Origin of the sequence: Streptomyces sp. NPDC059668 (assembly GCF_042734135.1) — a bacterium.
Taxonomy (GTDB): Bacteria; Actinomycetota; Actinomycetes; order Streptomycetales; family Streptomycetaceae; genus Streptomyces.
On sequence record NZ_JBHWEL010000002.1, the window covers coordinates 29695 to 51109 of the forward strand.

The following is a 21415-nucleotide window of genomic DNA, read 5'->3' on the forward strand; positions in this document are numbered from 1 at the left end:
GTCGGCAGCGTCTGATGGTTATACGCTACTGGTGATCACCTCCCCGGCCGGGCCCGTCGCCGTGCCGGGCGCCCGGCACGGGCGTCGTCCACAGGCCCGGCGTGAGGCAGCGCGCCGTCGTAGGCTGGAGATCCCCGGCCCGTAGCGACGTGTCGGGCGGTTCGCGTTGCCCACTCTCCGGATGGAAGCCCTTCATGAGCCTGCACGGTCTGCTCGACGCCGTCGTCAAGGACGCCGCTCTCGCGGAAGCGGTGAAGGCCGCGACCGGCGAGGTCCGGATGCATGTCGACCTGGTGGGCCCGCCCGCCGCCCGCCCCTTCGCGGTGGCCGCGCTCGCCCGCGAGGCCGGCCGCACCGTCCTGGCGGTCACGGCCACGGGACGGGAGGCCGAGGACCTGGCCGCGGCGCTGAGGTCGCTCCTGCCGGCCGACACGGTCGCGGAGTACCCCTCCTGGGAGACGCTTCCCCACGAGCGGCTCTCCCCCCGCTCCGACACCGTCGGCCGCCGCCTGGCCGTCCTGCGGCGTCTCGCCCACCCCCGCCCCGACGACCCCGAGACCGGCCCGGTCTCCGTCGTCGTCGCCCCCATCCGATCCGTGCTCCAGCCGCAGGTCAAGGGCCTCGGCGACCTGGAACCCGTGGCGCTGCGCACCGGCCAGAGCGCCGACCTCGGCGGCATCGTCGAGGCGCTCGCGGCAGCCGCCTACGCCCGGGTGGAACTGGTCGAGAAGCGCGGCGAGTTCGCCGTCCGCGGCGGCATCCTCGACGTCTTCCCGCCCACCGAGGAGCACCCGCTGCGGGTGGAGTTCTGGGGCGACGACGTCGAGGAGATCCGCTACTTCAAGGTCGCCGACCAGCGCTCCCTGGAGGTCGCCGAGCACGGGCTGTGGGCACCGCCGTGCCGCGAGCTGCTGCTCACCGACGACGTACGGCAGCGGGCCGCCCGGCTGGCCGAGGCCCACCCCGAGCTGGGCGAGCTGCTCGGCAAGATCGCCGAGGGCATCGCCGTGGAGGGCATGGAGTCACTGGCTCCGGTCCTGGTCGACGACATGGAGCTGCTGCTCGACGTGCTGCCCAAGGGCTCCATGGCCGTGGTGTGCGACCCGGAGCGGGTACGGACCCGGGCCGCGGACCTGGTGGCGACCTCGCAGGAGTTCCTGATGGCGTCCTGGGCGGCGACCGCCGGTGGCGGCGAGGCCCCCATCGACGTGGACGCGGCCTCCCTGTGGTCCATCGCGGACGTCCGTGACCGGGCGCGCGAGCTGGACATGATGTGGTGGTCGGTGTCGCCGTTCGCGGCCGACGAGTCGTTCACCGAGGGCTCCGGCGGCGCGGGCGACGCGGACACCCTCAAACTCGGCATGCACGCCCCCGAGACCTACCGCGGCGACACCGCCCGAGCCCTCGCCGACACCAAGGGCTGGCTCGCCGAGGGCTGGCGCACGGTGTACGTCACCGAGGCGCACGGCCCCGCCGCCCGCACCGTCGAGGTGCTCGGCGGGGAGGGCATCGCGGCCCGCCTCGAAACCGACCTGGCGGACATCGCGCCATCCGTCGTGCACGTCTCCTGCGGCTCGATCGACTACGGCTTCGTGGACCCCACGCTCAAGCTCGCCGTCCTCACCGAGACCGATCTCTCCGGCCAGAAGGCGGCCGGCAAGGACGGCGCGCGCATGCCCGCCCGCCGCCGCAAGACCATCGACCCGCTGACCCTCGAAGCGGGCGACTACATCGTGCACGAGCAGCACGGCGTGGGCCGCTACATCGAGATGGTCCAGCGGACCGTGCAGGGCGCGACCCGCGAGTACCTGGTCGTGGAGTACGCGCCGGCCAAGCGCGGCCAGCCCGGCGACCGCCTCTACATCCCGACCGACCAGCTGGAGCAGATCACCAAGTACGTCGGCGGCGAGGCACCGACCCTGCACCGCCTCGGCGGCGCCGACTGGACGAAGACCAAGGCCCGCGCCAAGAAGGCGGTCAAGGAGATCGCCGCGGACCTGATCAAGCTGTACAGCGCGCGCATGGCGGCCCCGGGACACGCCTTCGGCGCCGACACGCCCTGGCAGCGCGAGCTGGAGGACGCCTTCCCGTACGCGGAGACCCCCGACCAGCTCACGACCATCGCCGAGGTCAAGGAGGACATGGAGAAGACGGTCCCGATGGACCGCCTGGTCTGCGGCGACGTGGGATACGGCAAGACGGAGATCGCCGTCCGCGCCGCGTTCAAGGCGGTGCAGGACGGCAAACAGGTCGCGGTGCTCGTCCCGACGACGCTTCTCGTGCAGCAGCACTTCGGCACGTTCGGCGAGCGCTACTCGCAGTTCCCCGTGAACGTCCGGGCGCTGTCGCGCTTCCAGACGGACACGGAGGCGAAGGCGGTCCTGGAGGGGCTGCGCGAGGGCTCGGTGGACGTCGTCATCGGCACCCACCGCCTGTTCTCCGCGGAGACGAAGTTCAAGGACCTGGGCCTGGTCATCGTCGACGAGGAGCAGCGCTTCGGCGTCGAGCACAAGGAGCAGCTGAAGAAGCTGCGCGCCAACGTCGACGTCCTGACGATGTCCGCGACCCCGATCCCGCGCACCCTGGAGATGGCGGTCACGGGCATCCGCGAGATGTCCACGATCACCACCCCGCCGGAGGAGCGGCACCCGGTCCTGACCTTCGTCGGCCCCTACGAGGAGAAGCAGATCGGCGCCGCGATCCGGCGCGAACTGCTCCGTGAGGGCCAGGTCTTCTACATCCACAACCGTGTCGAGTCCATCGACCGCGCGGCCGCCCGGCTGCGGGAGATCGTCCCCGAGGCGCGCATCGCGACCGCCCACGGCCAGATGTCGGAACAGGCCCTGGAACAGGTCGTCGTCGACTTCTGGGAGAACAGGTTCGACGTGCTCGTCTCGACGACGATCGTCGAGTCCGGCATCGACATCTCCAACGCCAACACGCTGATCGTGGAGCGCGGCGACAACTTCGGCCTCTCGCAGCTGCACCAGCTGCGCGGCCGGGTCGGACGAGGGCGGGAGCGCGGCTACGCGTACTTCCTCTACCCGCCGGAGAAGCCCCTCACCGAGACGGCGCACGAGCGGCTCGCGACCATCGCCCAGCACACCGAGATGGGCGCGGGCATGTACGTGGCGATGAAGGACCTGGAGATCCGCGGCGCCGGAAACCTGCTCGGCGGCGAGCAGTCCGGCCACATCGCGGGCGTCGGCTTCGACCTGTACGTACGCATGGTCGGCGAGGCGGTCGCCGACTACCGCGCCCAGCTGGAGGGCGGTGCCGAGGAGGAGCCGCCGCTGGAGGTCAAGATCGAGCTGCCGGTCGACGCGCACGTCCCGCACGACTACGCGCCGGGCGAGCGGCTGCGTCTGCAGGCCTACCGCGCCATCGCCTCCGCCAACACGGAGGAGGACGTGAAGTCCGTACGGGAGGAACTCGTCGACCGTTACGGCAAGTTGCCCGAGCCGGTGGAGAACCTGCTGCTGGTCGCCGGACTGCGGATGCTCGCGCGGGCGTGCGGGGTCGGTGAGGTCGTGCTCCAGGGCAACAACATCCGGTTCGCACCGGCGGAGCTGCGGGAGTCGCAGGAGCTGCGCCTGAAGCGGCTGTACCCGGGCACGGTCATCAAGCCGGCCGCCCACCAGCTCCTGGTCCCGCGCCCGAAGACCGCGAAGGTGGGCGGGAAGCCGCTGGTCGGGCGGGAGTTGCTCGGGTGGACCGGGGAGTTCCTGGCGACGATTCTCGGGTCGTAGCGGCGCGCCGCGGGGCGGTGGAGGAGGCGCCGGCGCCGCGTGGGACCGGCGCCGGCCGGTCCCCTTCGCGGGGTCGGCGCCCCGGGGTCACGCCGGCGGTGGCGTGAACAGCATGCCCGTCAGGGCACGGAAGACCTCCTCGGGGTCCTGGTCGCCGACCGGGCCGTCCAGGTTGTGGCCGAGGAGCAGGGTCGCGAAGCCGTGGGCCAGGGACCACGCGGCGACCGCGGCGAGGCGGGGGTCGGCGTCCGGTGCCGGGTTCCGGGCGGCGACGGCCCGGCGCAGGCTCTCGGCCGTCAGGGCGCGGGCGGTGGCGAGCTCCACGTCGTTCGTCCGCAGGAGCTCCGGCGTGAACATCACCCGGAAGTGCGCGGGGTGCTCGCGCGCGAACCTCACGTAGCGGACGCCCGCCTCCCGCAGGTCCGTGGCCTCGGCGAGCGAGGCGGCCAGCAGCCCGTGCCCCTCGGCCGCGATCGCCGTCAGCAGGCCCGTGCGGTCCTTGAAGTGGTGGGCAGGTGCCGCGTGCGAGACGCCCGCCCGGCGGGCCAGGTCACGCAGGCTGAGCGCGGACGGGCCCTCGGCGGCGATGACGTCCAGGGCGGCGCCGAGGATGGCGCGCCGCAGGTCGCCGTGGTGGTACGGGCGAGGGGTGGAGGTCTCCATGGCCGTCAGCGTACGCGGAATCTAGGCATTGACAAGTTCGGCCGGACGAGGCAATCTTGTCGGTGTCAAGTTGTCGGGTGGGCGCGGGACACGCTGGACAGGGGGAGGGCGTCATGACACGGCACGGCGGTGGGGCCGACAGCGGGATCGGCGGGGCGGACGAGGCGGGGTCCGGGCTGGAGACGGTTCAGGGCGAGGGCGTGGTCGATCCCGGCGAGGCCCGTCGCCTGTGGCATCTGCTGGAGCCCCTGCACGCGGTGCTGTACTACGCGCCGCAGGTCTTCGAGGAAGCGGCCGCGCTCGGGTACGGGACGGGCGAGCGCTGGCCGTCGTACTTCCCCTTCCGCGCCGCGCCCCTGGGAGCGGCCGGCGGCGAGCGGGTGGCGTCCGCCTTCTACAGCTTCAGCCCGCGGATGGTCGCCGCGCACATGGAATCCGCCTGGGTCACGGCCGGTCCGGCGGACGTGCTGGCGGCGAGGGAGCGGGGCATGGACCGCGCGTACGGCGCGATATTCGGCGACCGCGTCGCGAGCCCCGAACTCGTCGAGTCCGCCGCCCTCTTGCGCCGCGTCGCCGAGGCCGCGAACACCGCGGGCCGTCCCCTGGCCGCCGCCAACGCGGAGTTGCCGTGGCCGCGGGCGCCGCACCTCCAGTTGTGGCACGCGGCGACGATCCTGCGTGAACACCGTGGTGACGGTCACCTCGCGGCGCTGCTGGTCGCCGGGCTCGACCCCGTCGAGGCCCTGGTCTCGTTCGCGGCGGTGGGGGCGGCCTCGGTACGGCGCTTCGAGAGCCGTGGCTGGAGCGCCGAGGAGTGGGACGCCGCTCGGCAACGGCTGGTCGTGCGCGGCCTGGTGACGGAATCGGGTGCCGCCACCCCCGCGGGACGTGACCTCCGCGCGGAGGTCGAGCGACGCACGGACGAACTCGCCGCCGCCCCCTGGAAGGCCCTCGCCGAGGCCGACCGTGCCCGTCTCGTCGAACTGCTCGGCGAGTTCTGGGTCGCGGTGCTGGGCTCGGGACTGCTGCCCTCGGAGTCGACGCTGGGGATCGGGCGGGTGTGAGGCGCGAGCGCCCGCGCGACGCGGGACGGGATGGCACGGGACGGCACGGACGGTCCCGGAAGGTGTGGCGCGGCGCGGGACACGGAGGAAGCCGCCCGCGGGAGTTGCCCGTCGCGGACGGCCTCGGTGTCACGGCCGATCGGTGGACGACGCCGCGCTCACGGGCGAGTCGTGTTTCCGATCGTCCTGGGGGAACGCCCCGGCGAGGGGCTACCGCTGGTCGGGTCGGTCGGGCCGGTCACGGTCCATGCCCGTCGCGCCCTCGATCCGCTGCTGGGCGTCGTCGACCTGGCCGGTGTACTTGTTGCCCGTCTTCTCGTTGACGTCCCGCTCCGCGGTGTCGGACATGTTCTTGCCCTTGGACCTCGCGTGGTCCTTGAACCTGTCGAAGATACCCATCCAGGAACTCCCTCCGGAGGTGGGTCACCTCCGACGATACGCCCGGCGTGCGCCCATTGCCCGTTGAGAGGCGGTATGGCCATGGCATACCGGCGGCTACCGTGGGCACCAGGGGAGATGCGCCCGTACAGGGCGGATCCGGGGAGGCAAGGGGAGGGGCGTCGTGGTGCGTCTGAGGGGTGGGGCGGCCGTGGCCGCGCTGATGGTGTTCGCCGTCGGTGCCGGAGTCAGCGGCTGCAAAGAGGACATGGGCGCCGACGGGCCGAAGGGGACCGCGGCAGGTGGCGGTGGCGGTGGCGGCGCCGCGCTCAGCGCGGTGGACTCGCTGACCGTCAAGGGGCGCGCGCCCAAGACGGGGTACAGCAGGGAGAGGTTCGGGACGGCCTGGGCCGACACCGACTCGAACAGGTGCGACACCCGCGACGACATCCTCAAGCGGGACCTGAAGGACGTGAAGTTCACCAGCGGCTCCTGCCGGGTGGCTTCCGGAACGCTCGACCCCGACCCCTACTCCGGCAAGCACGTGACGTACAAGCGGGGCCGCAGCCTGGTGGACATCGACCACCTCGTCGCGCTCTCGGACGCCTGGCAGAAGGGCGCCAAGTACTGGGACGCGAGCAAGCGGATAGCGCTGGCCAACGACCCGCTCAACCTCCTGTCCGTCGACGCGAGCACCAACCGCAGCAAGGGGGACGGTGACACCGCGACCTGGCTCCCGCCCAACAAGACGTACCGCTGCGCGTACGTCGCCGCGCAGGTGGCCGTCAAGAAGAAGTACGGGCTGTGGGTGACCGGCGGGGAGAAGGACGCGATGAAGAAGGTGCTCTCCGGCTGCCCCGGCCAGAAGCTCCCCGCGGGCGGCAACCCGACGCAGGCGCCGAAGCGCTTCCACGCGAACTGACCCGGACCTGACGGCCCCGGCCGACGTCAGGTATGTCCTGGCGGGGCCTCTGCTTGGGGTGACGGCAGTGGTTGACGGCAACGTCAGCGGACGAGGGCTCCGCACAGTGGCGGGTCGCCGCCCTCGTCGCGGGTCGGATGGTGGCCGGCAGAACCGTCGAGCGCGGTGCTGGGGCTGTCGGTAGGGTCCCGCGTCCCGCTTTCATCGCTCCTGTCTCGTCAGCCGGTGGCGAGCAACCCGCGTGCCAGGGCGCGGAGTTCCTCGTCCGGATGGCCCTCGCCCGACAAGTGGGAGTCGTTGAGCAGGCGGAGCGGGGAGGAGGCGAAGGCCCGCAGGGTGGGGCGGAGCTCCTCCGGGATCCGGCCGATGGCGGCGAGGGCCGATGCCTGGATGTCAGCGCGTGACGGGGAGAAGGGACACGAACTGGTGGCCGTCCGCGCGGTGCTGGACGGGGAAGGTGAGCTTGAGGCCCTGTTCCTGTTCCACGACGGACAGCCGGGTTGTCAGGGTGAGGCCGAAGAGGCCCTTCTTCGTCGCGCCGACGGAGACATAGGGGCGGGGCAGGTTCATCAGGAGTTTGCCGGGCTTCCCCCCGTTGTTCCCGTCGAAGAACAGCAGACGCTGGTCGGTCAGGGCGATGTACAGCGGACGCGGTCTGACCGTGGCCGACACCGTTCCGGCGCTGAGCACGCCGACCACCGCCGCGGTCAGGACCTGCCTGCGCACGGACACCGTGCCGACCGCCGCCAGCGTGGCGAGTTCGACCCGTTCCCCCTGGAGCAGCAAGGGGCCCGCGGCCTCCAGCAGTTGACGTCGGCGGCGCGAGTTGAGGGACACGGGGGTCTCCTTGGTATTCGGAAAGAAAGGGCAAGGGAAAAGTCGCGCAAAGAGAGCGCAATAGCAGAGCAAAAGAACGCACGGCGATGCCGACGGGCGAGTGAGCGAGTGCGTGGGGGCGCGCTGTCGAACAGGGACGCATTCGAGCGCGGCACGGCAGATTTGCCAGGCGGAGTATATAGCCGCCGGTGACGTGCGTGGCCCTCGGATACGGCAGGAACCCGTGCGGGAAGGGCACTTGGGTATCGCGAACCCGTGAACCCTTTCCTGCCGCAGTTCCTCATCCGTCGAAGTCCCGCACGCGCCATGGAATTACCGCACGGGGTATCCACTTGCCCCGTTGTCACAGGCCTCGCTTAAGATCCGCGCCATGTCACCCGATGCACCACCCCTCCCACCCCCCGACTTCGAGGTCGCCTCGGCTTTTCCCGAGGCGGGCTGGTTGCGGCAGGCCGTCGCCGCGCGGGACTGGGCCGGGATCAGGCAGTACGCGGACGGGCTCCCGCAGGGCGTCGACAGGTCCTTCCTCGTCGGCGTGATCGCCGACATCCCCGGGGTGGAGCACCCGCTGCGCGAACTGGTCGCCGCCGCCCCCGGCGACGTACTGGCCCTGACGCTGCTCGGGACACGCGAGGTGAGGCTGGGCTGGGAGGTCCGGACCAGCGCGCGCGCCAAGGACGTCAGCCGCGAGCAGTTCGCGGGTCTGCGCGCGCATCTGCGGCAGGCCGAGCAACTGCTCATGCGGGCCACCGCCCTCGACCCGACCCACGACGCCGCCTGGGCCTCGCGCCTGACGACGTGCATGGGGTTGCAGCTCGGGCAGAACGAGGCGCGGCGCCGCTACGACCGGCTGGCCGCCCACCATCCGCACCACCACGGCGGACAGACCCGGCTGCTCCAGCAGTTGTGCCCGAAGTGGAGCGGGAGCTGGGAGGCGGCGCACGGCTTCGCCCGTGAGTGCCTGCTGAACGCGCCCGAAGGCACGCTCAGCGGCGGCCTGGTGGCGGAGGTGCACCTGGAGCGCTGGCTCGACCTGCCCGCCGGGCAGGAGCGGACGGCGTATCTGCGCCAGGCCCACGTGCACTCCGAACTCGTGGAGGCCGCCGAACGGTCGGTGCTGCACCCGTACTACCGGCCGGTGTACGGCTGGGTCTCCGTGCACGGAGACTTCGCGGCACTCTTCTCGCTGATCGGGGACCACGCCCGCGCCGCCGCGCACTTCCGCGCGCTGGGCAACCTGGCCTCCGAATACCCCTGGAGCTACCTCGGCAAGCCCGCGGAAGCGTACGCCCGACACCGTTCCGCCGCGCTCGCGAGAGGCTGAGCAGATGAGCCAGGCCATCCACGCCACCGAGGTCGACGGCATACCGACCCTCTTCGCGTACGCCACCGGGCCGATACGTGCCGGACTGGTCTTCCGGGTCGGCGTCGCCGACGAGACGCTCGCCCGGTCCGGTGTCACCCACCTCCTGGAGCACCTGGCCCTGCACCGTCAGGGCCTGGCCGACTACCACTTCAACGGCGCGACCAAGGGCGCGTTCACCCACTTCCACGCGGAGGGCGCCGAGCACGAGATCGTCGCCTACCTGGAGGGTGTGTGCGCCTCGCTGACCGACCTGCCCATGGAGCGGCTGGAGACCGAGAAGGAGATCCTGCGCACCGAGGAGGCGCGCCGGGAGCCCGGTCAACTGCCGCTGTGGCGCTATGGAGCGCAGGGGTACGGGCTGGTCAGCTACCCGGAGTGGGGCGTACGCGATCTGCGGCCCGAAGACCTGCGGCACTGGGCGGGGACCTGGTTCACCCGGGACAACGCCGTGCTGTGGATCGCGGGGGAACGCCTGCCGGCCGGGCTCTCGCTCAAGCTGCCCGCCGGTCAGCGCCGTCCGATGCCCGCCGTCACGTCGGCCCTGCCCACCGCCCCCGCCTATTTCTCGGACGGCAAGGGAGGTGTCCTGCTGGACAGCGTGGTGGGCGATTCCACCGCCGCCCGGCTGTACGCGGGCGTGCTGGAGAGGGAGTTGTCCCGGGCCCTGCGGCAGGAGGGCGGCTACTCGTACACGGCCGCCGCCGACTACACGTCACGGCGGGACGGCTTCGGGGTCGTCACCGCCTTCGCGGACGCGCTGCCCGCTAAGCAGGACGCGGTGCTCGGCGGCTTCGTCGACGTCCTCGCGGGGCTCCAGGCGGGCCGGATCGCGCAGGGCGACCTGGACGCCGTACGCGCCCGCGCCGACGCGACGCTGACCGCGCACGACGCGGCGGTACGGCGGCTGCCCGGCGCGGCGGAGGACCTCCTCGCCCACCGGCCGCCGCGCGGGTTCGACGAACTGCGGTCCGAGCTGTGGGCGATCACCCCACAGCACCTGTACGGGGTCGCGCTGGAGGCCGCCGGGACCGCCCTGTTGCAGGCGCCCGCGGGCCACGGCGCCGACTGGGCCGGGTACACGCAGGCGCCGACCGGCTCGTCCTACGCGGTCACGGGGACCACGTTCGCCCCTCGGCGGAAGGACGGTCCGTCGCTGATCGTCGGGAGCGAGGGCGTCAGCGTGACGGCGGGGGACCAGACGGCCACTGTGCTCTACCGCGCGTGCGCGGCCGTACTGAACTGGCCCGACGGCGGACGAAGGCTCATCGGCCACGACGGCCTGTGCGTGGAGGTGGAGCCGGGGCTCAACGGCATCGACGCGCACACGATGGCGACCATCGACGCCGCGGTCCACCCGAGCGCGGTGGTCCGGCTGCCACCCCGGCAGCGGCAGCCGCGACCGGAGACGGGCGGCGGCGAGGGGACCGGTGCGCCGGCGAAGGCGGCGCCGGCCCGGCGTACCGGCGGCCAGACCGCGCTGCTCGTCGTCTTCGGTCTCCTCGCGGGGCTGTGGTCCCTGCCGGCGCTCGCCTACACCGTCTTCGGCTTCTCGGACCCGGAGACCAGCACCGGTGAATGGGCGGCGGTCACCGTCTTCCTCTGGGGCGTCGGCGCACTGCTGGCCTGGCCCGCCGTACGGGTACTGCGGCGCACCCGGCGCGCCTGAGGCACCGCCGGCCCGGGCCGGCCGGGCAGCGGTCTTCGACGGTCGCTGCCCGTCCGGTGCCGGCCGTCTAGCGCAGATACGGGTTGCCCTGCACCGGGCCGCCCTGCCCGTGTACCTGCCCCTGCGCCGGACCCTGTACGGGTCCGCGCATCTGGCCCGGCACCGGACCTTGGCCGACCGCCCGGTACTTCGGCTGCCGTCTGTCGAACACCGCGAACAGCAGCATGCCCACGGCCATGCCGATGCTGACCAGCGCGACCACCCCGAGGATGGGATCACCCGAGTCGCTCTTCTGGGTGGTCGCCCACGGCAGCGTCACCACCTCGTACAGCAGGAACGCGGCGAACGCGCCCCAGTCCGAGCCCCGGCCGCGGCGGATCGCCACGTACAGGAACGGCACCCAGACCAGCAGACCCAGCGACCCCACGGCCAGAACCGACCACGCGATCCGCTGGAACCAACCGGCCTCCAGGCGTTTGTCCATGCTCACCGTCAAGACCCCCGAGATCCCCCGGAGCCGCCCCGGGACACCCCGGGACACCCTCCGAGCCGTCATGTTCCCATTCGGGAGGTCATGCGCGCTGGTGTTCGCCCCGCAGAGACGTGACGATCCGCGCCGCGAGCTTCTTGGCCGTGGCCGCGCCGTTGTCGTGCCCGTCCGTGGACATGACGCTGACGATGTCGGTCCCGGAGCGCACGGCGATCAGGGTCGAGCCGTTCTGCCAGGCGCTGTCGGTCAGGGTCAGGGTGTACGCGGTGTCGCCCGGACCGGGGGTGGCGGCACCGGTGACCTTCACCGGGCTGTGGGTCTGGGTGTCGGTGAACGTCGCGCAGGCGGTGGCGGTCTTCTCCAGGTCCTTGAGCACCTCGGCCGCGGTCGTTCCGCGGAAGGTGTCGACCTCTTGGGCGATGTCCTCGGACGTGGCCTTGCTGACGTAGTCGTTCTGCGCGAAGGACACCCCGGAGACGCCGGTGACGGCTATCCAGCTGGTGCCGCCGAGCAGGGAGCAGTCCGGCTTCGCCGCGGCGGACGCGGACGGTGCCGTGTACGCCGCCCCGGAGTCCCGGACGCCGTCGGGGTCGACCGCGAAACCGGAGGGGAAGAAGGACGCGGGCGCCAGCGCCTTCTTGAGCTGGGCGCCCGTCAGCAGACCGGCGTCGGGGTCCTTGGCCGCCTTCGTCGGGGCGGAGGAGGAGGGGTGGCCGGAGGTTCCTGAGGAACAGGCCGCCAGGGCCAGCGGGAGAACCGCGGCGGCGAGCAGCGTTCCGGCGGGACGGTACGGGGACGAGCGGCGCATCTGGATCTCGAAGTCCTCTGTGAGGTGGGGTGGGGTGGGGGAGCCGAGCGGACTGTAAGGGCGCGCGGCCCATGCGCGAGCCACGCATAGGCCATGTACAGGTCATGCACAGGTATGCGTGTGCCCAAGATCCGTGGCGGGAGCGGGCGCCGGGCCGGGACCGCCGTCGACTCGACGTCTTTTGCTGTGACTTGAGGGAATCTTGTGGTGATCGAGATCAGGGGTTTCCCAGTGGAGGGGGTGGCGTCGGTTAGGGTGCGATCCGCCCCCGGCGCCGGGGGCCGGACACCGTTCGCCGGTGTACCGGAGAGGGGCGCCGTCTCAGGGGCCCGGTTTCGCTGTTCTCAACTGTCCGCGGATCAGGCGCGTTCACCCGTGCCCTGATCCGCGCGTGTCATGGATCGGGGTGGGGATGTCCAGCCATCGGATGTCCAAGAAGGGCCGTTACATCGCCTGGGCTACGGCGGGTGCCGCCGTGGTCGCGGGAGCCGGGATCGCGGCGCAGACGTCGATGGCGGCGACCACCTGGCCCGCCCAGAAGACCTTCACGGGCCGCGCGTTCGACACCTGCGCGGCGCCCTCGCTGACCGCGATGAAGGCCTGGCACACCGGCTTCTACGGAGCGGCCGCGGTGTACATCGGCGGCAAGAACCGCGGCTGCGGCCAGCCCAACCTCACCGCGTCCTGGGTGAAGTCGGTCAGCACGCTGGGCTGGAAGCTCATCCCGCTGTACGTCGGCGCCCAGCCCTCCTGTCAGACGGGCTCCAACCCGGAGAAGCTCACCTCCTCCAACGCCGCCTCGCTCGGCGCCGCCGACGCCGCGGACGCGGTGGCCAAGGCGTCCGCGCTGGGGATGAAGGCGGGCAGCCCGATCTACCTGGACATGGAGTCGTACGACATCACGAACAAGTCGTGCAACACCGCCACGCTCACGTACGTCAGGGCCTTCGACAAGACGCTCAACGCCAAGACGTATCGCGCGGGCTTCTACGGCTTCCGCAGCTCCAGCGCGAAGGCCATCGCCGACGCCACCGACCGTACGAACCTGCCGGGCAACCTCTGGTACGCCCTGTGGGACAAGCAGAACACCACCACCGCCGACTGGCCGTTCGGCGCCGACCGGTGGACCAACCACAGCCGCGCCCACCAGTACATGGTCAACAGCAAGGAAACGCTCGGCGGTTACACGATCACCGTGGACCGGGACGCCTGGGACGCGCCGGTCGCCATCACCGGCTGAGCCGGCCGGCGAGGACGAAGGGGCGGGGCATGGGGATCGCGCCGGTACGGGTACCGCGGCCGATGGCCGTGCGGCCGGCGTGCTGTTGATCCCGCTGTCGAGGGCGGCCGCCCCGGTCCACGCCTCGAAGGTCCGGCCGCGTCGGCCGATCCGCGCGTAGACACGCCACGGCGGGCGACGGACGGCAGCGGGCAGCGGGCACGACAGGGAGCACGAGACAACCAGTGGTCAAGCGGGTCAGGCAGGTACCGCCGGCGCGGCGCGCGAAGGCGGTGCGCGACACCGCTCCGCGGTCACGGCTCACCACGGCCGTCCGGTCCGCGCTGCTGTGGGTGCGGGAACTGGGCGGGAGCACCATCGCCCTGCTGACGGGCGCCGTGGTCGTGGTGGCCGCGGTCGCCGTCACCGGGTACTTCCTCTCCCGCACCGGTATCGCGCGGCGGCTCCCCGACACCGGGGCCCGGTCCTACAAGGACGTCGACGCCTGTCTGCTCACCAACAAGGACGGGGTCACGGCCGGGACCACGGCGGCCCAGGTCTGGGAGGGCATGCGGGACGCGTCCCTCACGACCCACGCGCGCGTCAGCTACGTACCGGTGACCGGAGAGCAGTCCGCGGCCAACGCGCGGCCCTACCTCGAGGGCCTGCTCCAGCGCTCCTGCGACCTGGTGCTCGCGGCCGGCGGCCCCCAAGTGGCGGCCGCCGAGCAGGCCGCACCACTGCACCGGACGGTGGACTTCGTCCTCGTCGACGACGGCGGGAGCGGCCCGAGGGCCACCGGGAACGCCCGCAACGCCGACAGCGGCAAGGGCTCCGGCAACATCACCTTCGCGCGCCCCGGCGACGGACTGCGCGCCGAGGTCGCGGGCACCGTCGAGCGACGGATCGCCGCGCGCGGTTGACGGCGCCGCGGGGCCCGGGGCGGGGGGCACGCACCGCACGGGTGCGCGGTGGTACCCGAACTCTCCGCGAATCGTTGGTCGAATGGCTGGCCGAGAGCCGGGCCACTGCCTAACATCGATCATCGCAAGACTTTGTGCACCGTCGCACAATCTCCTCGGGAGGTTTCCTTGCACCGCCGCCGTCGCACCGCGTTCGTCCTCTCCGCAGCGATCGTCGCCGCGGCCCCCCTGCTCACCGCGTGCGGCAACGAGGCGCATCCAGGCGCCGCGGCCGTCGTCGGAGGGCAGCGGATCACCGTCGCCCAGCTGGAGGGCCGGGTGAACGAGGTGCGCTCGGCCCAGCGGGCCGTCACCAAGGACGACGCCCAGTACGAGCAGGCCATCGCCAAGAGCGGCAGCCTCACCCGCGACACCCTGCACAGCATGGTCCTCGACCATGTCCTCGACCGGGCGGCGAAGGACGCGGGCGTCGGCGTCACCCGCAAGGACGTCCAGCAGCTGCGGGCCTCCCTGGAACAGCAGGCGGGCGGCGCGCACGGACTGGAGACGGTCTGGCTCCAGCAGTACGGCGTGGCACCGGCCCGCCTCGACGAGAACCTCCGTACCGAGATCGAGGCCCAGAAGGTCGCGGCCTCGCTCGGCGCCGACATGAACACCGCCGACGGCAAGGCCACGTTCTGGAAGGCCATGTCCCAGGCCTCCAAGGAACTGCGCATCGACCTGAACCCGCGCTACGGCGCCTGGGACGTGCAGAAGAGCGGCCGCGTCGACGCGAAGACGCCGTGGCTGCGGGAGGTCACAGCGGCCCAGGCCCCGCAGTCGGCCTAGGGGCGGCAACGCGGCACCCGGCTCCGGGGCGCGCCGGCGAGCGGGCCCGGCAGCGGGGGCGGAGGACCCGGCCCGAAGCGTGGGACCCGGCAGACGGCGCAGGACGGCCGAGAACGGTCGCCGACCGGCACCGGGTCCCGACCGGCACCGGGTCCCGGCGGGCGAGGATCGTGCGGGGGCGTACGAGGGGCGTGTGAGGGCGGGCATGGAGCGCGGAGAAGACGGTTCGGCGACCGGTCCCGTCGATCCTGTGGACAACTCCGGGGGTGTCGGCGGCGTGGGTTACGTTCGAGGGGTGAACGCAACCAGCTCCGACGCAGCCGCCCAGGCCGGCCCCGCCGCCCCCGGCCGTATCGTCCTGCTCACCACCAGCCACCGCGTCGCGCCCGGACTGCTGTCCTGGCCCGCCTGGCAGGCGCTGCGCGGCGCCGACCAGGTGCTGTGCGCGGACGGCGCGCACCCGCAGCTGCCCTATCTGCGGGAGGCCGGCGTCACCGTGGACGAGACCTCACCCGACGCGCAGGAGCTGGTGGACGCCTGTGCCGGCGGCCGCACGGTGGTGGTCGTGGCCCTCGGCGAGGGCGAGCCGCGCCTCACCGACGGCCTGGCCCGGCTGGCCGGCTCCGGCCGGGTCCAGATGCCGGAGCTGGAGCTGCTCCCCGCCTCGTACGACCTGCCGGGCGCCCGGCTCCTCGACCTCGTCCAGGTCATGGACCGCATCCGCGTCGAGTGCCCCTGGTCGTCCCGGCAGACCCACGAGGGCCTGGCGAAGTACGGGATCGAGGAGGCGTACGAACTGGTCGAGGCGATCGAGGAGGGGGACCGGGACGAGCTCAGGGAGGAGCTCGGCGACGTCCTGCTCCAGGTGGTCTTCCACTCCCGGATCGCGGAGGAGGGCCGCCCGGAGGACGGTGCCGAACCCTTCTCGATCGACGACGTGGCGGGCGGCATCGTCGCCAAGCTGATCCACCGCCACCCGCACGTGTTCGGCGACGAGACGGCCACGACCCCCGAAGAGGTCAAGGAGCACTGGTTGCGCACGAAGGCCGAGGAGAAGCGCCGGACGTCCGTGACGGAGGGGATACCCCTCGGCCAGCCGGGCCTGGCGCTCGCGGCCAAGCTCGCCTCGCGGGCGCGCACGGCGGGACTCGAGGTCGAGCTGCCGCGCGGTGAGGGCGTCGGGTACGAGCTGCTGGCCGTGGCCGCGCGGGCCGAGGCCGAGGGCGTGGACCCGGAGGCGGCACTGCGCGCGGCGGCGCGGGCGTACCGGGACGCGATCCGCGCCCAGGAGGGTTCGCCGGCGCTCGACGGCTGAGGCCGGAGCGGCCTCACCGTTCCGGGATCACGCGTCCGGCGCGCGAGCCGACGGGTTGTGCCAGTTCGGCCGGGGCCGGTCGAGCAGCCACTCCGCCGCGCCCAGCGGCCGGCCGCGCGCCTCCGGGGCGGGCGGCAGGAGGTCACGGAAGAGCCGGTCGGGCGGAGTGCCGAGGGCCGGAAGGGCCTCGCCGACCTCCTCGACCAGCTGGGGCGGACCGGTCAGATAGACGTCGTGCCGGGCCCACCCGGCCCGGTTGCCCAGCGCGGTCAGCAGCCGCTCGGTCGCCTGGGTCCTGGGGCGGCCGGGCGCCGGGGTGATGAAGGTGACGCCCAGCCGGGGCAGCCGGGCCTGCAGGTGCTCCACGGCCGACCGGTCGTAGAGGTACGAGGTGTCACGGGCCACGAGGAAGAGACGGGCCTCGTGCGTGGCGTCGAGCTGCTGCAGCAGTGCCTTGACCGGCGCCCACCCGGTGCCGGCCGCGATGAACGTCAGCGGTCGCTCCACCGGCGTCCGCAGGATCAGTCCGCCGCCGGGCGCGCCGAGCCGCAGGACGTCGCCCTCCCGGGTCTGCCGCACGAGGGCGGTGGAGAGCACCCCGTTCTCCACCCGGCTGATGTGCAGATCGAGGGTGAGATCGGCGCGGGGCGCGTTGCCGACGGAGTACGGCCGCCAGATGCCCGGCAGATACGGGACGTTGACGCTGACGTACTGGCCGGGGAAGTAGCGGAGCCGCTCGTGCGGTCGCAGGGTCAGGACGACCAGGTCGTCGCCGTGCCGCGCCCGGGACACCACCTCGGCGTCCCACCAGGGCGGTTCGCCCGCGTGCTGCGCCTCCCACGCGCCCTGGAGCATCACGTTCGCGATCGCCCCGTAGGCCTCGCCCCAGGCCTTCTCCGCCTCCGCGTTCCACGCCGACCCCGCGACGGCGGCGAACGCCGCGACGAGGCTCGCCCCCACGGCCGCGTAGTGCTCCGGCTCGGCCAGGTACTTCCGGTGATCGCGCCCCAGTTCCCGCAAGTACCCCGGCAGTGCCGGGTCCTCCAGCCGCTCCAGTACGTACGTGAGCGCCGCGAACAACCGGTCCCGCTGCCGCTCCATGTCCTCGGGGTGGTCCAGCGGGAAGAGCCCGCGCACCTCCGGGTTGTGCCGGAAGAGATGCGAGTAGAAGTACTTGACCGCGAACTCGGCCCGTCTCTCGACGACCGCGAAGCTGGATCTGAGTATTTCGGGGTCCACGGCGCGAATGTAGAGAGTCGTCGAGCCGCGGAGTCAAACGGCAGGTGATTTACGGACAGTCCGGGGTGAAGCCCGCACGGCGGCCGCGCCCGGGGCGGTCCCCGGGCCCGCGCGCCCTGCGGACGCCGGCGGTCCGGCCGCCGGATACCGTCGGGGAGTGACCGACCAGCCCCCGCCGCCCAGCCCCGCCCCCGAACTCTTCACCTGGGAGTTCGCCACCGATCCCTACCCGGCGTACGCCTGGTTGCGGGAGCACGCGCCCGTGCACCGGACGACGCTGCCCAGCGGGGTGGAGGCCTGGCTGGTCACCCGGTACGCGGACGCGAAGCAGGCGCTCGCGGACGGGCGGCTCAGCAAGAACCCCGCCCACCACGACGAACCCGCGCACGCGAAGGGAAAGACGGGCATCCCGGGCGAGCGCAAGGCCGAGCTGATGACCCATCTGCTCAACATCGACCCGCCGGACCACACCCGGCTGCGCAGGCTCGTCAGCAAGGCGTTCACCCCGCGGCGGGTCGCCGAGTTCGCGCCGCGCGTGCGGGAACTCACCGACCACCTCATCGACCAGTTCCAGGAGAGGGGATCCGCCGACCTGATCCACGAGTTCGCGTTCCCGCTCCCCATCTACGCGATCTGCGACCTGCTGGGCGTGCCCCGCGAGGACCAGGACGACTTCCGGGACTGGGCGGGGATGATGATCCGGCACGGCGGCGGCCCGAGGGGCGGTGTCGGGCGGTCCGTCAAGAAGATGCGCGGGTATCTGGGCGAGCTCATCCACAAGAAGCGTGCGGCCCTCCCCGACGTGGCCGCGCCCGGCGAGGACCTCATCTCGGGTCTCATCCGCGCCTCCGACCACGGTGAGCACCTCACCGAGAACGAGGCTGCCGCCATGGCCTTCATCCTGCTCTTCGCCGGGTTCGAGACGACGGTGAACCTGATCGGCAACGGCACGTACGCGCTCCTCACCCACCCCGGGCAGCGGGAGCGGCTCCAGACCTCCCTGGCCGCCGGGGACAGCGCCCTGCTGGAGACGGGTGTCGAGGAACTCCTGCGCTACGACGGCCCGGTGGAGCTGGCCACGTGGCGGTTCGCGACCGAGGCGGTCCGTATCGGCGGTCAGGACATCGCGCCCGGCGACCCCGTGCTCGTCGTCCTCGCGGCCGCGGACCGTGACCCCGCCCGGTTCGAGCAGCCCGACACGCTCGATCTCTCCCGACGTGACAACCAGCACCTCGGCTACGGCCACGGCATCCACTACTGCCTCGGCGCGCCGCTCGCCCGGCTGGAGGGACAGACCGCGCTGGCCACCCTCCTCACCCGGCTGCCCGACCTCCGACTGGCGGGCGATTCGGCTGATTTGCGATGGCGTGGCGGACTGATCATGCGTGGATTGCGAACGCTTCCGGTGGAGTTCACCCCTGGTCGGTAGTCATGCGGCAGTCGTACGGTGCCGTCGGGGCGGCTGTCACCGTGCGCGGGATCGGTGGCCGCGCAGTATGAGGGGACGGGCGCGAAAAGGTGACGCTCCCTCAACTCTGTAATCTTCACGTGATCTGCGCTGCATCTGCTTGTGACAAGTGATCGGGTGCGACTACGTTCACCCATCAACGCGGCTCGTCAGCCGCGTAGTCACCTGCAGTCACGTGAAAGGCTCTCGCATGCTCTCCGGGAACGGCCGCCATCGTCGCCCCCGTCAGGCTCCGGCCCTCATCGTCGCGGCAGGGGTGACCGGATCGGCCATCGCCATCCCGTTGCTCGGTGCCGCCGGCGCGTCCGCTGCGGACGGCACCACGTGGGACCGGGTCGCCGAGTGCGAGAGCGGCGGTCAGTGGAGCGCCGACGGGGGCAACGGGTACTACGGCGGGCTGCAGTTGACGCAGGAGAACTGGCAGAGATACGGCGGCCGCATGTACGCGCCGAGCGCCGACGAGGCCAGCCGGTCGCAGCAGATAGCCGTCGCCGAGAAGGTCCTGGCCGACCAGGGCCTCGCCGCCTGGCCGACCTGCGGTCCGCTCTCCGGGCTCAGCAAGAGCTCGGGCGAGGTCTCGGTCGACACGGGCGTGGCCGGCGACTCGTCCAGTTCATCCGATTCATCCTCTTCGACCGATGGGTCCGGCTCCCTGACGGGCTCGCTGGGGATCGGTGTCTCTCCGTCCGACTCCTCCCGGTCCGAATCGTCATCGACCGATTCGTCCTCGGACGGGACCGGGAACCGGACGAAGTCGGACACCTCCTCGGACGAGGAGTCCGGCAGCGCTCGGGAGACGGACAGCGAGGGCACGAGGTCGACGAAGGGTGGCGAACCGGGCAACTCGGGCCGGAGCGGCGACGCTTCGGCGGCCTCCGAGGGGGCGACGACCGGAGCCGGGCGCCACCGCGGTGACGGTGCCGCCGAGAGCTCCACCGACGACACGGTGGACGGCCGCGGCGACGACTCCTCCGGCCGGCACGCCTCACGCGACTCCGGCGCCTCGCGCGCCGTCGTCGACGGCTCGTACGTCGTCCGCACCGGAGACAGCCTCTCGACCATCGCCGACGCCCTTGACCTCGAAGGCGGATGGGCCGGGCTGTACGCCGGGAACGAGAAGACGGTCGGTGCCGACCCGGACCTCATTCTCCCCGGTCAGAGCCTTGCAGTTGATGCCGAACCGGGCGAAAAGTAGCGGGAGTTCACGTCATGGTTCGCCGTGTAATGTCCGGTTTGGCGCAAGTGAGAGATGGATCTCAAAGGCCCTGATCGTCTTTGAAATTCGACCGATCGACTGCTTACGGTCATCACCGCTCGCCACAGCGGGCCCCGACGGTCGCAACGCCGAATCCTGCCAGCGGCCGTACGGGAACAGTCGACGCGTCAAGCGCCGTAGGCAGGAGCGGGGGACCCAAGGTAAGCGCCGCGCCCGGTAGTTGACCGGGAGCGGCTTGGGGTGAAGACGTGCGCCGAGAGCGCACGGCCGGGCACTCACCCGCCCGAACCCGACAGCTCACCTCGCAGGCGTCGGTGAGGGGATCACTCGATGCTGTTTTCCAGCAAGGGCAAGCACCGCCGTCCGTCCAAGGCCACCCGTGTCGCCACGCTCGCCGGTGTCACCGGCGTCGCCATCGCCGCTCCGCTGATGGCGACCGGCAGCGCCTCCGCCGCCACCGCCTCGGAGTGGGACTCCGTCGCCCAGTGCGAGTCCGGCGGCAACTGGTCGATCAACACCGGCAACGGCTACTACGGCGGCCTGCAGTTCTCGGCCTCCACCTGGGCCGCGTACGGCGGCACCGCCTACGCCTCCACCGCCGACAAGGCCTCCAAGTCGCAGCAGATCACCATCGGCGAGAAGGTCCTCGCCGCGCAGGGCAAGGGTGCCTGGCCGACCTGCGGCACGGGCCTGTCCGGCGCCGCGTACACCGGTGGCACGACCACCCCCGCCAAGCCGTCCACCTCCAGCGGCACGCAGAGCACCGGTACCCGGTCGACGGACACCGCGGCCTCCCGTTCGTCCGAGCGCCCGGCGGCCCAGAAGAAGACCGTCTCCACCCCGACCGGCAAGAAGGTCAAGAAGGGCGACGGCGAGTACAAGGTCGTCAAGGGCGACACCCTCAGCTCGATCGCGGAGAAGAAGAAGGTCAAGGGCGGCTGGCAGCAGCTGTTCAAGCTGAACAAGGACATCGTCGACGACGCGGACTTCATCTACCCGGGTCAGCAGCTCCACCTCAGCTGAGGTGACGGGCCTCTCGGACGGCAGGCCTCTCGTAGGAGGGGCCTGCACGCCGGAGACCCGATGAGGGTCCACCCCCGTCCCCACGGGCTCCCCGCTCCGGTGCGTCTTCCCCCGTACGCACCGGAGCGGGGGTTTTTGTTTCGAAGGGGAACAATATTTACCCTCAGTTCTGCTCAAGGGGTGGTCGAGCGGCTGGCCGATCGCTCCGAGCCGGTTAGGCTCATCCCGCGGAGCCGAACGC

At 72.0% G+C, this 21415-nt stretch carries 18 protein-coding genes and 1 riboswitch; of the genes, 12 read left to right on the plus strand and 6 right to left on the minus strand.

The annotated features are described in order from the left end of the window. Positions 1-194: 194 nt before the first annotated feature. Entirely contained in the window at positions 195-3749 is a 3555-nt protein-coding gene (gene mfd / locus ACFV2J_RS02560) for a transcription-repair coupling factor (RefSeq protein ID WP_385097123.1), read from the plus strand. Positions 3750-3836: 87 nt separating this feature from the next. Here mfd and ACFV2J_RS02565 read toward each other — a convergent pair whose 3' ends face one another. Further along, complete coding sequence (locus ACFV2J_RS02565; protein ID WP_385087327.1) at positions 3837-4412, minus strand: TetR/AcrR family transcriptional regulator; 576 nt, start codon at positions 4410-4412, stop codon at positions 3837-3839. 113 nt (positions 4413-4525) lie between these two features. Between ACFV2J_RS02565 and ACFV2J_RS02570 the strand changes: the two genes are divergently transcribed. Then, entirely contained in the window at positions 4526-5476 is a 951-nt protein-coding gene (locus ACFV2J_RS02570) for a hypothetical protein (RefSeq protein ID WP_385437059.1), read from the plus strand. A 210-nt stretch (positions 5477-5686) separates the two neighbouring features. On the opposite strand, the gene ACFV2J_RS02575 is transcribed toward ACFV2J_RS02570, so the two are convergent. Further along, on the minus strand, positions 5687-5875 hold the full coding sequence (locus ACFV2J_RS02575) for an antitoxin (protein ID WP_385087329.1): 189 nt from the start codon (positions 5873-5875) through the stop codon (positions 5687-5689). Positions 5876-6038: 163 nt separating this feature from the next. On the opposite strand from ACFV2J_RS02575, the gene ACFV2J_RS02580 reads away from it, so the two are divergent. Continuing rightward, positions 6039-6776 carry an HNH endonuclease family protein gene (locus ACFV2J_RS02580; RefSeq protein ID WP_385087331.1) on the plus strand — a complete coding sequence of 246 codons (738 nt, stop codon included), beginning with the start codon at positions 6039-6041 and terminating at the stop codon, positions 6774-6776. Positions 6777-7169: 393 nt separating this feature from the next. On the opposite strand, the gene ACFV2J_RS02585 is transcribed toward ACFV2J_RS02580, so the two are convergent. Continuing rightward, complete coding sequence (locus tag ACFV2J_RS02585) at positions 7170-7613, minus strand: hypothetical protein (protein WP_385087333.1); 444 nt, start codon at positions 7611-7613, stop codon at positions 7170-7172. Positions 7614-7983: 370 nt separating this feature from the next. On the opposite strand from ACFV2J_RS02585, the gene ACFV2J_RS02590 reads away from it, so the two are divergent. Next, a complete protein-coding gene (locus ACFV2J_RS02590) occupies positions 7984-8937 on the plus strand; it encodes a hypothetical protein (RefSeq protein WP_385087335.1) in 954 nt (317 codons plus the stop codon). A gap of 4 nt (positions 8938-8941) precedes the next feature. Beyond that, positions 8942-10645, plus strand: coding sequence for an insulinase family protein (locus ACFV2J_RS02595; RefSeq protein WP_385087337.1), 1704 nt, complete (start codon positions 8942-8944; stop codon positions 10643-10645). A 67-nt stretch (positions 10646-10712) separates the two neighbouring features. On the opposite strand, the gene ACFV2J_RS02600 is transcribed toward ACFV2J_RS02595, so the two are convergent. After that, positions 10713-11129, minus strand: coding sequence for a hypothetical protein (locus ACFV2J_RS02600; protein ID WP_385087339.1), 417 nt, complete (start codon positions 11127-11129; stop codon positions 10713-10715). An 88-nt stretch (positions 11130-11217) separates the two neighbouring features. Next, entirely contained in the window at positions 11218-11943 is a 726-nt protein-coding gene (locus ACFV2J_RS02605; RefSeq protein ID WP_385087341.1) for a hypothetical protein, read from the minus strand. A gap of 412 nt (positions 11944-12355) precedes the next feature. Between ACFV2J_RS02605 and ACFV2J_RS02610 the strand changes: the two genes are divergently transcribed. The 4 genes from ACFV2J_RS02610 to ACFV2J_RS02625 all read left to right on the plus strand — a co-directional run bounded on the left by ACFV2J_RS02610 (position 12356) and on the right by ACFV2J_RS02625 (position 16228). After that, positions 12356-13183, plus strand: a complete 828-nt coding sequence (locus ACFV2J_RS02610; protein WP_385087343.1) for a glycoside hydrolase domain-containing protein — start codon at positions 12356-12358, stop codon at positions 13181-13183. Positions 13184-13407: 224 nt separating this feature from the next. Then, complete coding sequence (locus tag ACFV2J_RS02615; RefSeq protein ID WP_385087345.1) at positions 13408-14085, plus strand: hypothetical protein; 678 nt, start codon at positions 13408-13410, stop codon at positions 14083-14085. A 168-nt stretch (positions 14086-14253) separates the two neighbouring features. Further along, the gene (locus ACFV2J_RS02620) at positions 14254-14913 is read left to right on the plus strand and encodes a SurA N-terminal domain-containing protein (RefSeq protein ID WP_385087347.1); all 660 of its coding nucleotides are present in this window, start codon (positions 14254-14256) and stop codon (positions 14911-14913) included. 295 nt (positions 14914-15208) lie between these two features. Further along, on the plus strand, positions 15209-16228 hold the full coding sequence (locus ACFV2J_RS02625; RefSeq protein ID WP_385087349.1) for a nucleoside triphosphate pyrophosphohydrolase: 1020 nt from the start codon (positions 15209-15211) through the stop codon (positions 16226-16228). A gap of 27 nt (positions 16229-16255) precedes the next feature. Here the strand turns inward: ACFV2J_RS02625 and ACFV2J_RS02630 are convergent, their stop codons facing one another. Beyond that, on the minus strand, positions 16256-17467 hold the full coding sequence (locus tag ACFV2J_RS02630; protein WP_385087351.1) for a globin domain-containing protein: 1212 nt from the start codon (positions 17465-17467) through the stop codon (positions 16256-16258). Between the two features lie 157 nt (positions 17468-17624). On the opposite strand from ACFV2J_RS02630, the gene ACFV2J_RS02635 reads away from it, so the two are divergent. The 3 genes from ACFV2J_RS02635 to ACFV2J_RS02645 all read left to right on the plus strand — a co-directional run bounded on the left by ACFV2J_RS02635 (position 17625) and on the right by ACFV2J_RS02645 (position 21174). Then, a complete protein-coding gene (locus tag ACFV2J_RS02635; protein WP_385087353.1) occupies positions 17625-18896 on the plus strand; it encodes a cytochrome P450 in 1272 nt (423 codons plus the stop codon). 229 nt (positions 18897-19125) lie between these two features. Further along, complete coding sequence (locus ACFV2J_RS02640; protein ID WP_385087355.1) at positions 19126-20130, plus strand: transglycosylase family protein; 1005 nt, start codon at positions 19126-19128, stop codon at positions 20128-20130. Positions 20131-20313: 183 nt separating this feature from the next. Next, a riboswitch (cyclic di-AMP (ydaO/yuaA leader) is annotated at positions 20314-20477 on the plus strand. Positions 20478-20481: 4 nt separating this feature from the next. Continuing rightward, complete coding sequence (locus tag ACFV2J_RS02645; RefSeq protein WP_385087357.1) at positions 20482-21174, plus strand: transglycosylase family protein; 693 nt, start codon at positions 20482-20484, stop codon at positions 21172-21174. The last annotated feature ends 241 nt before the right edge of the window (positions 21175-21415 follow it).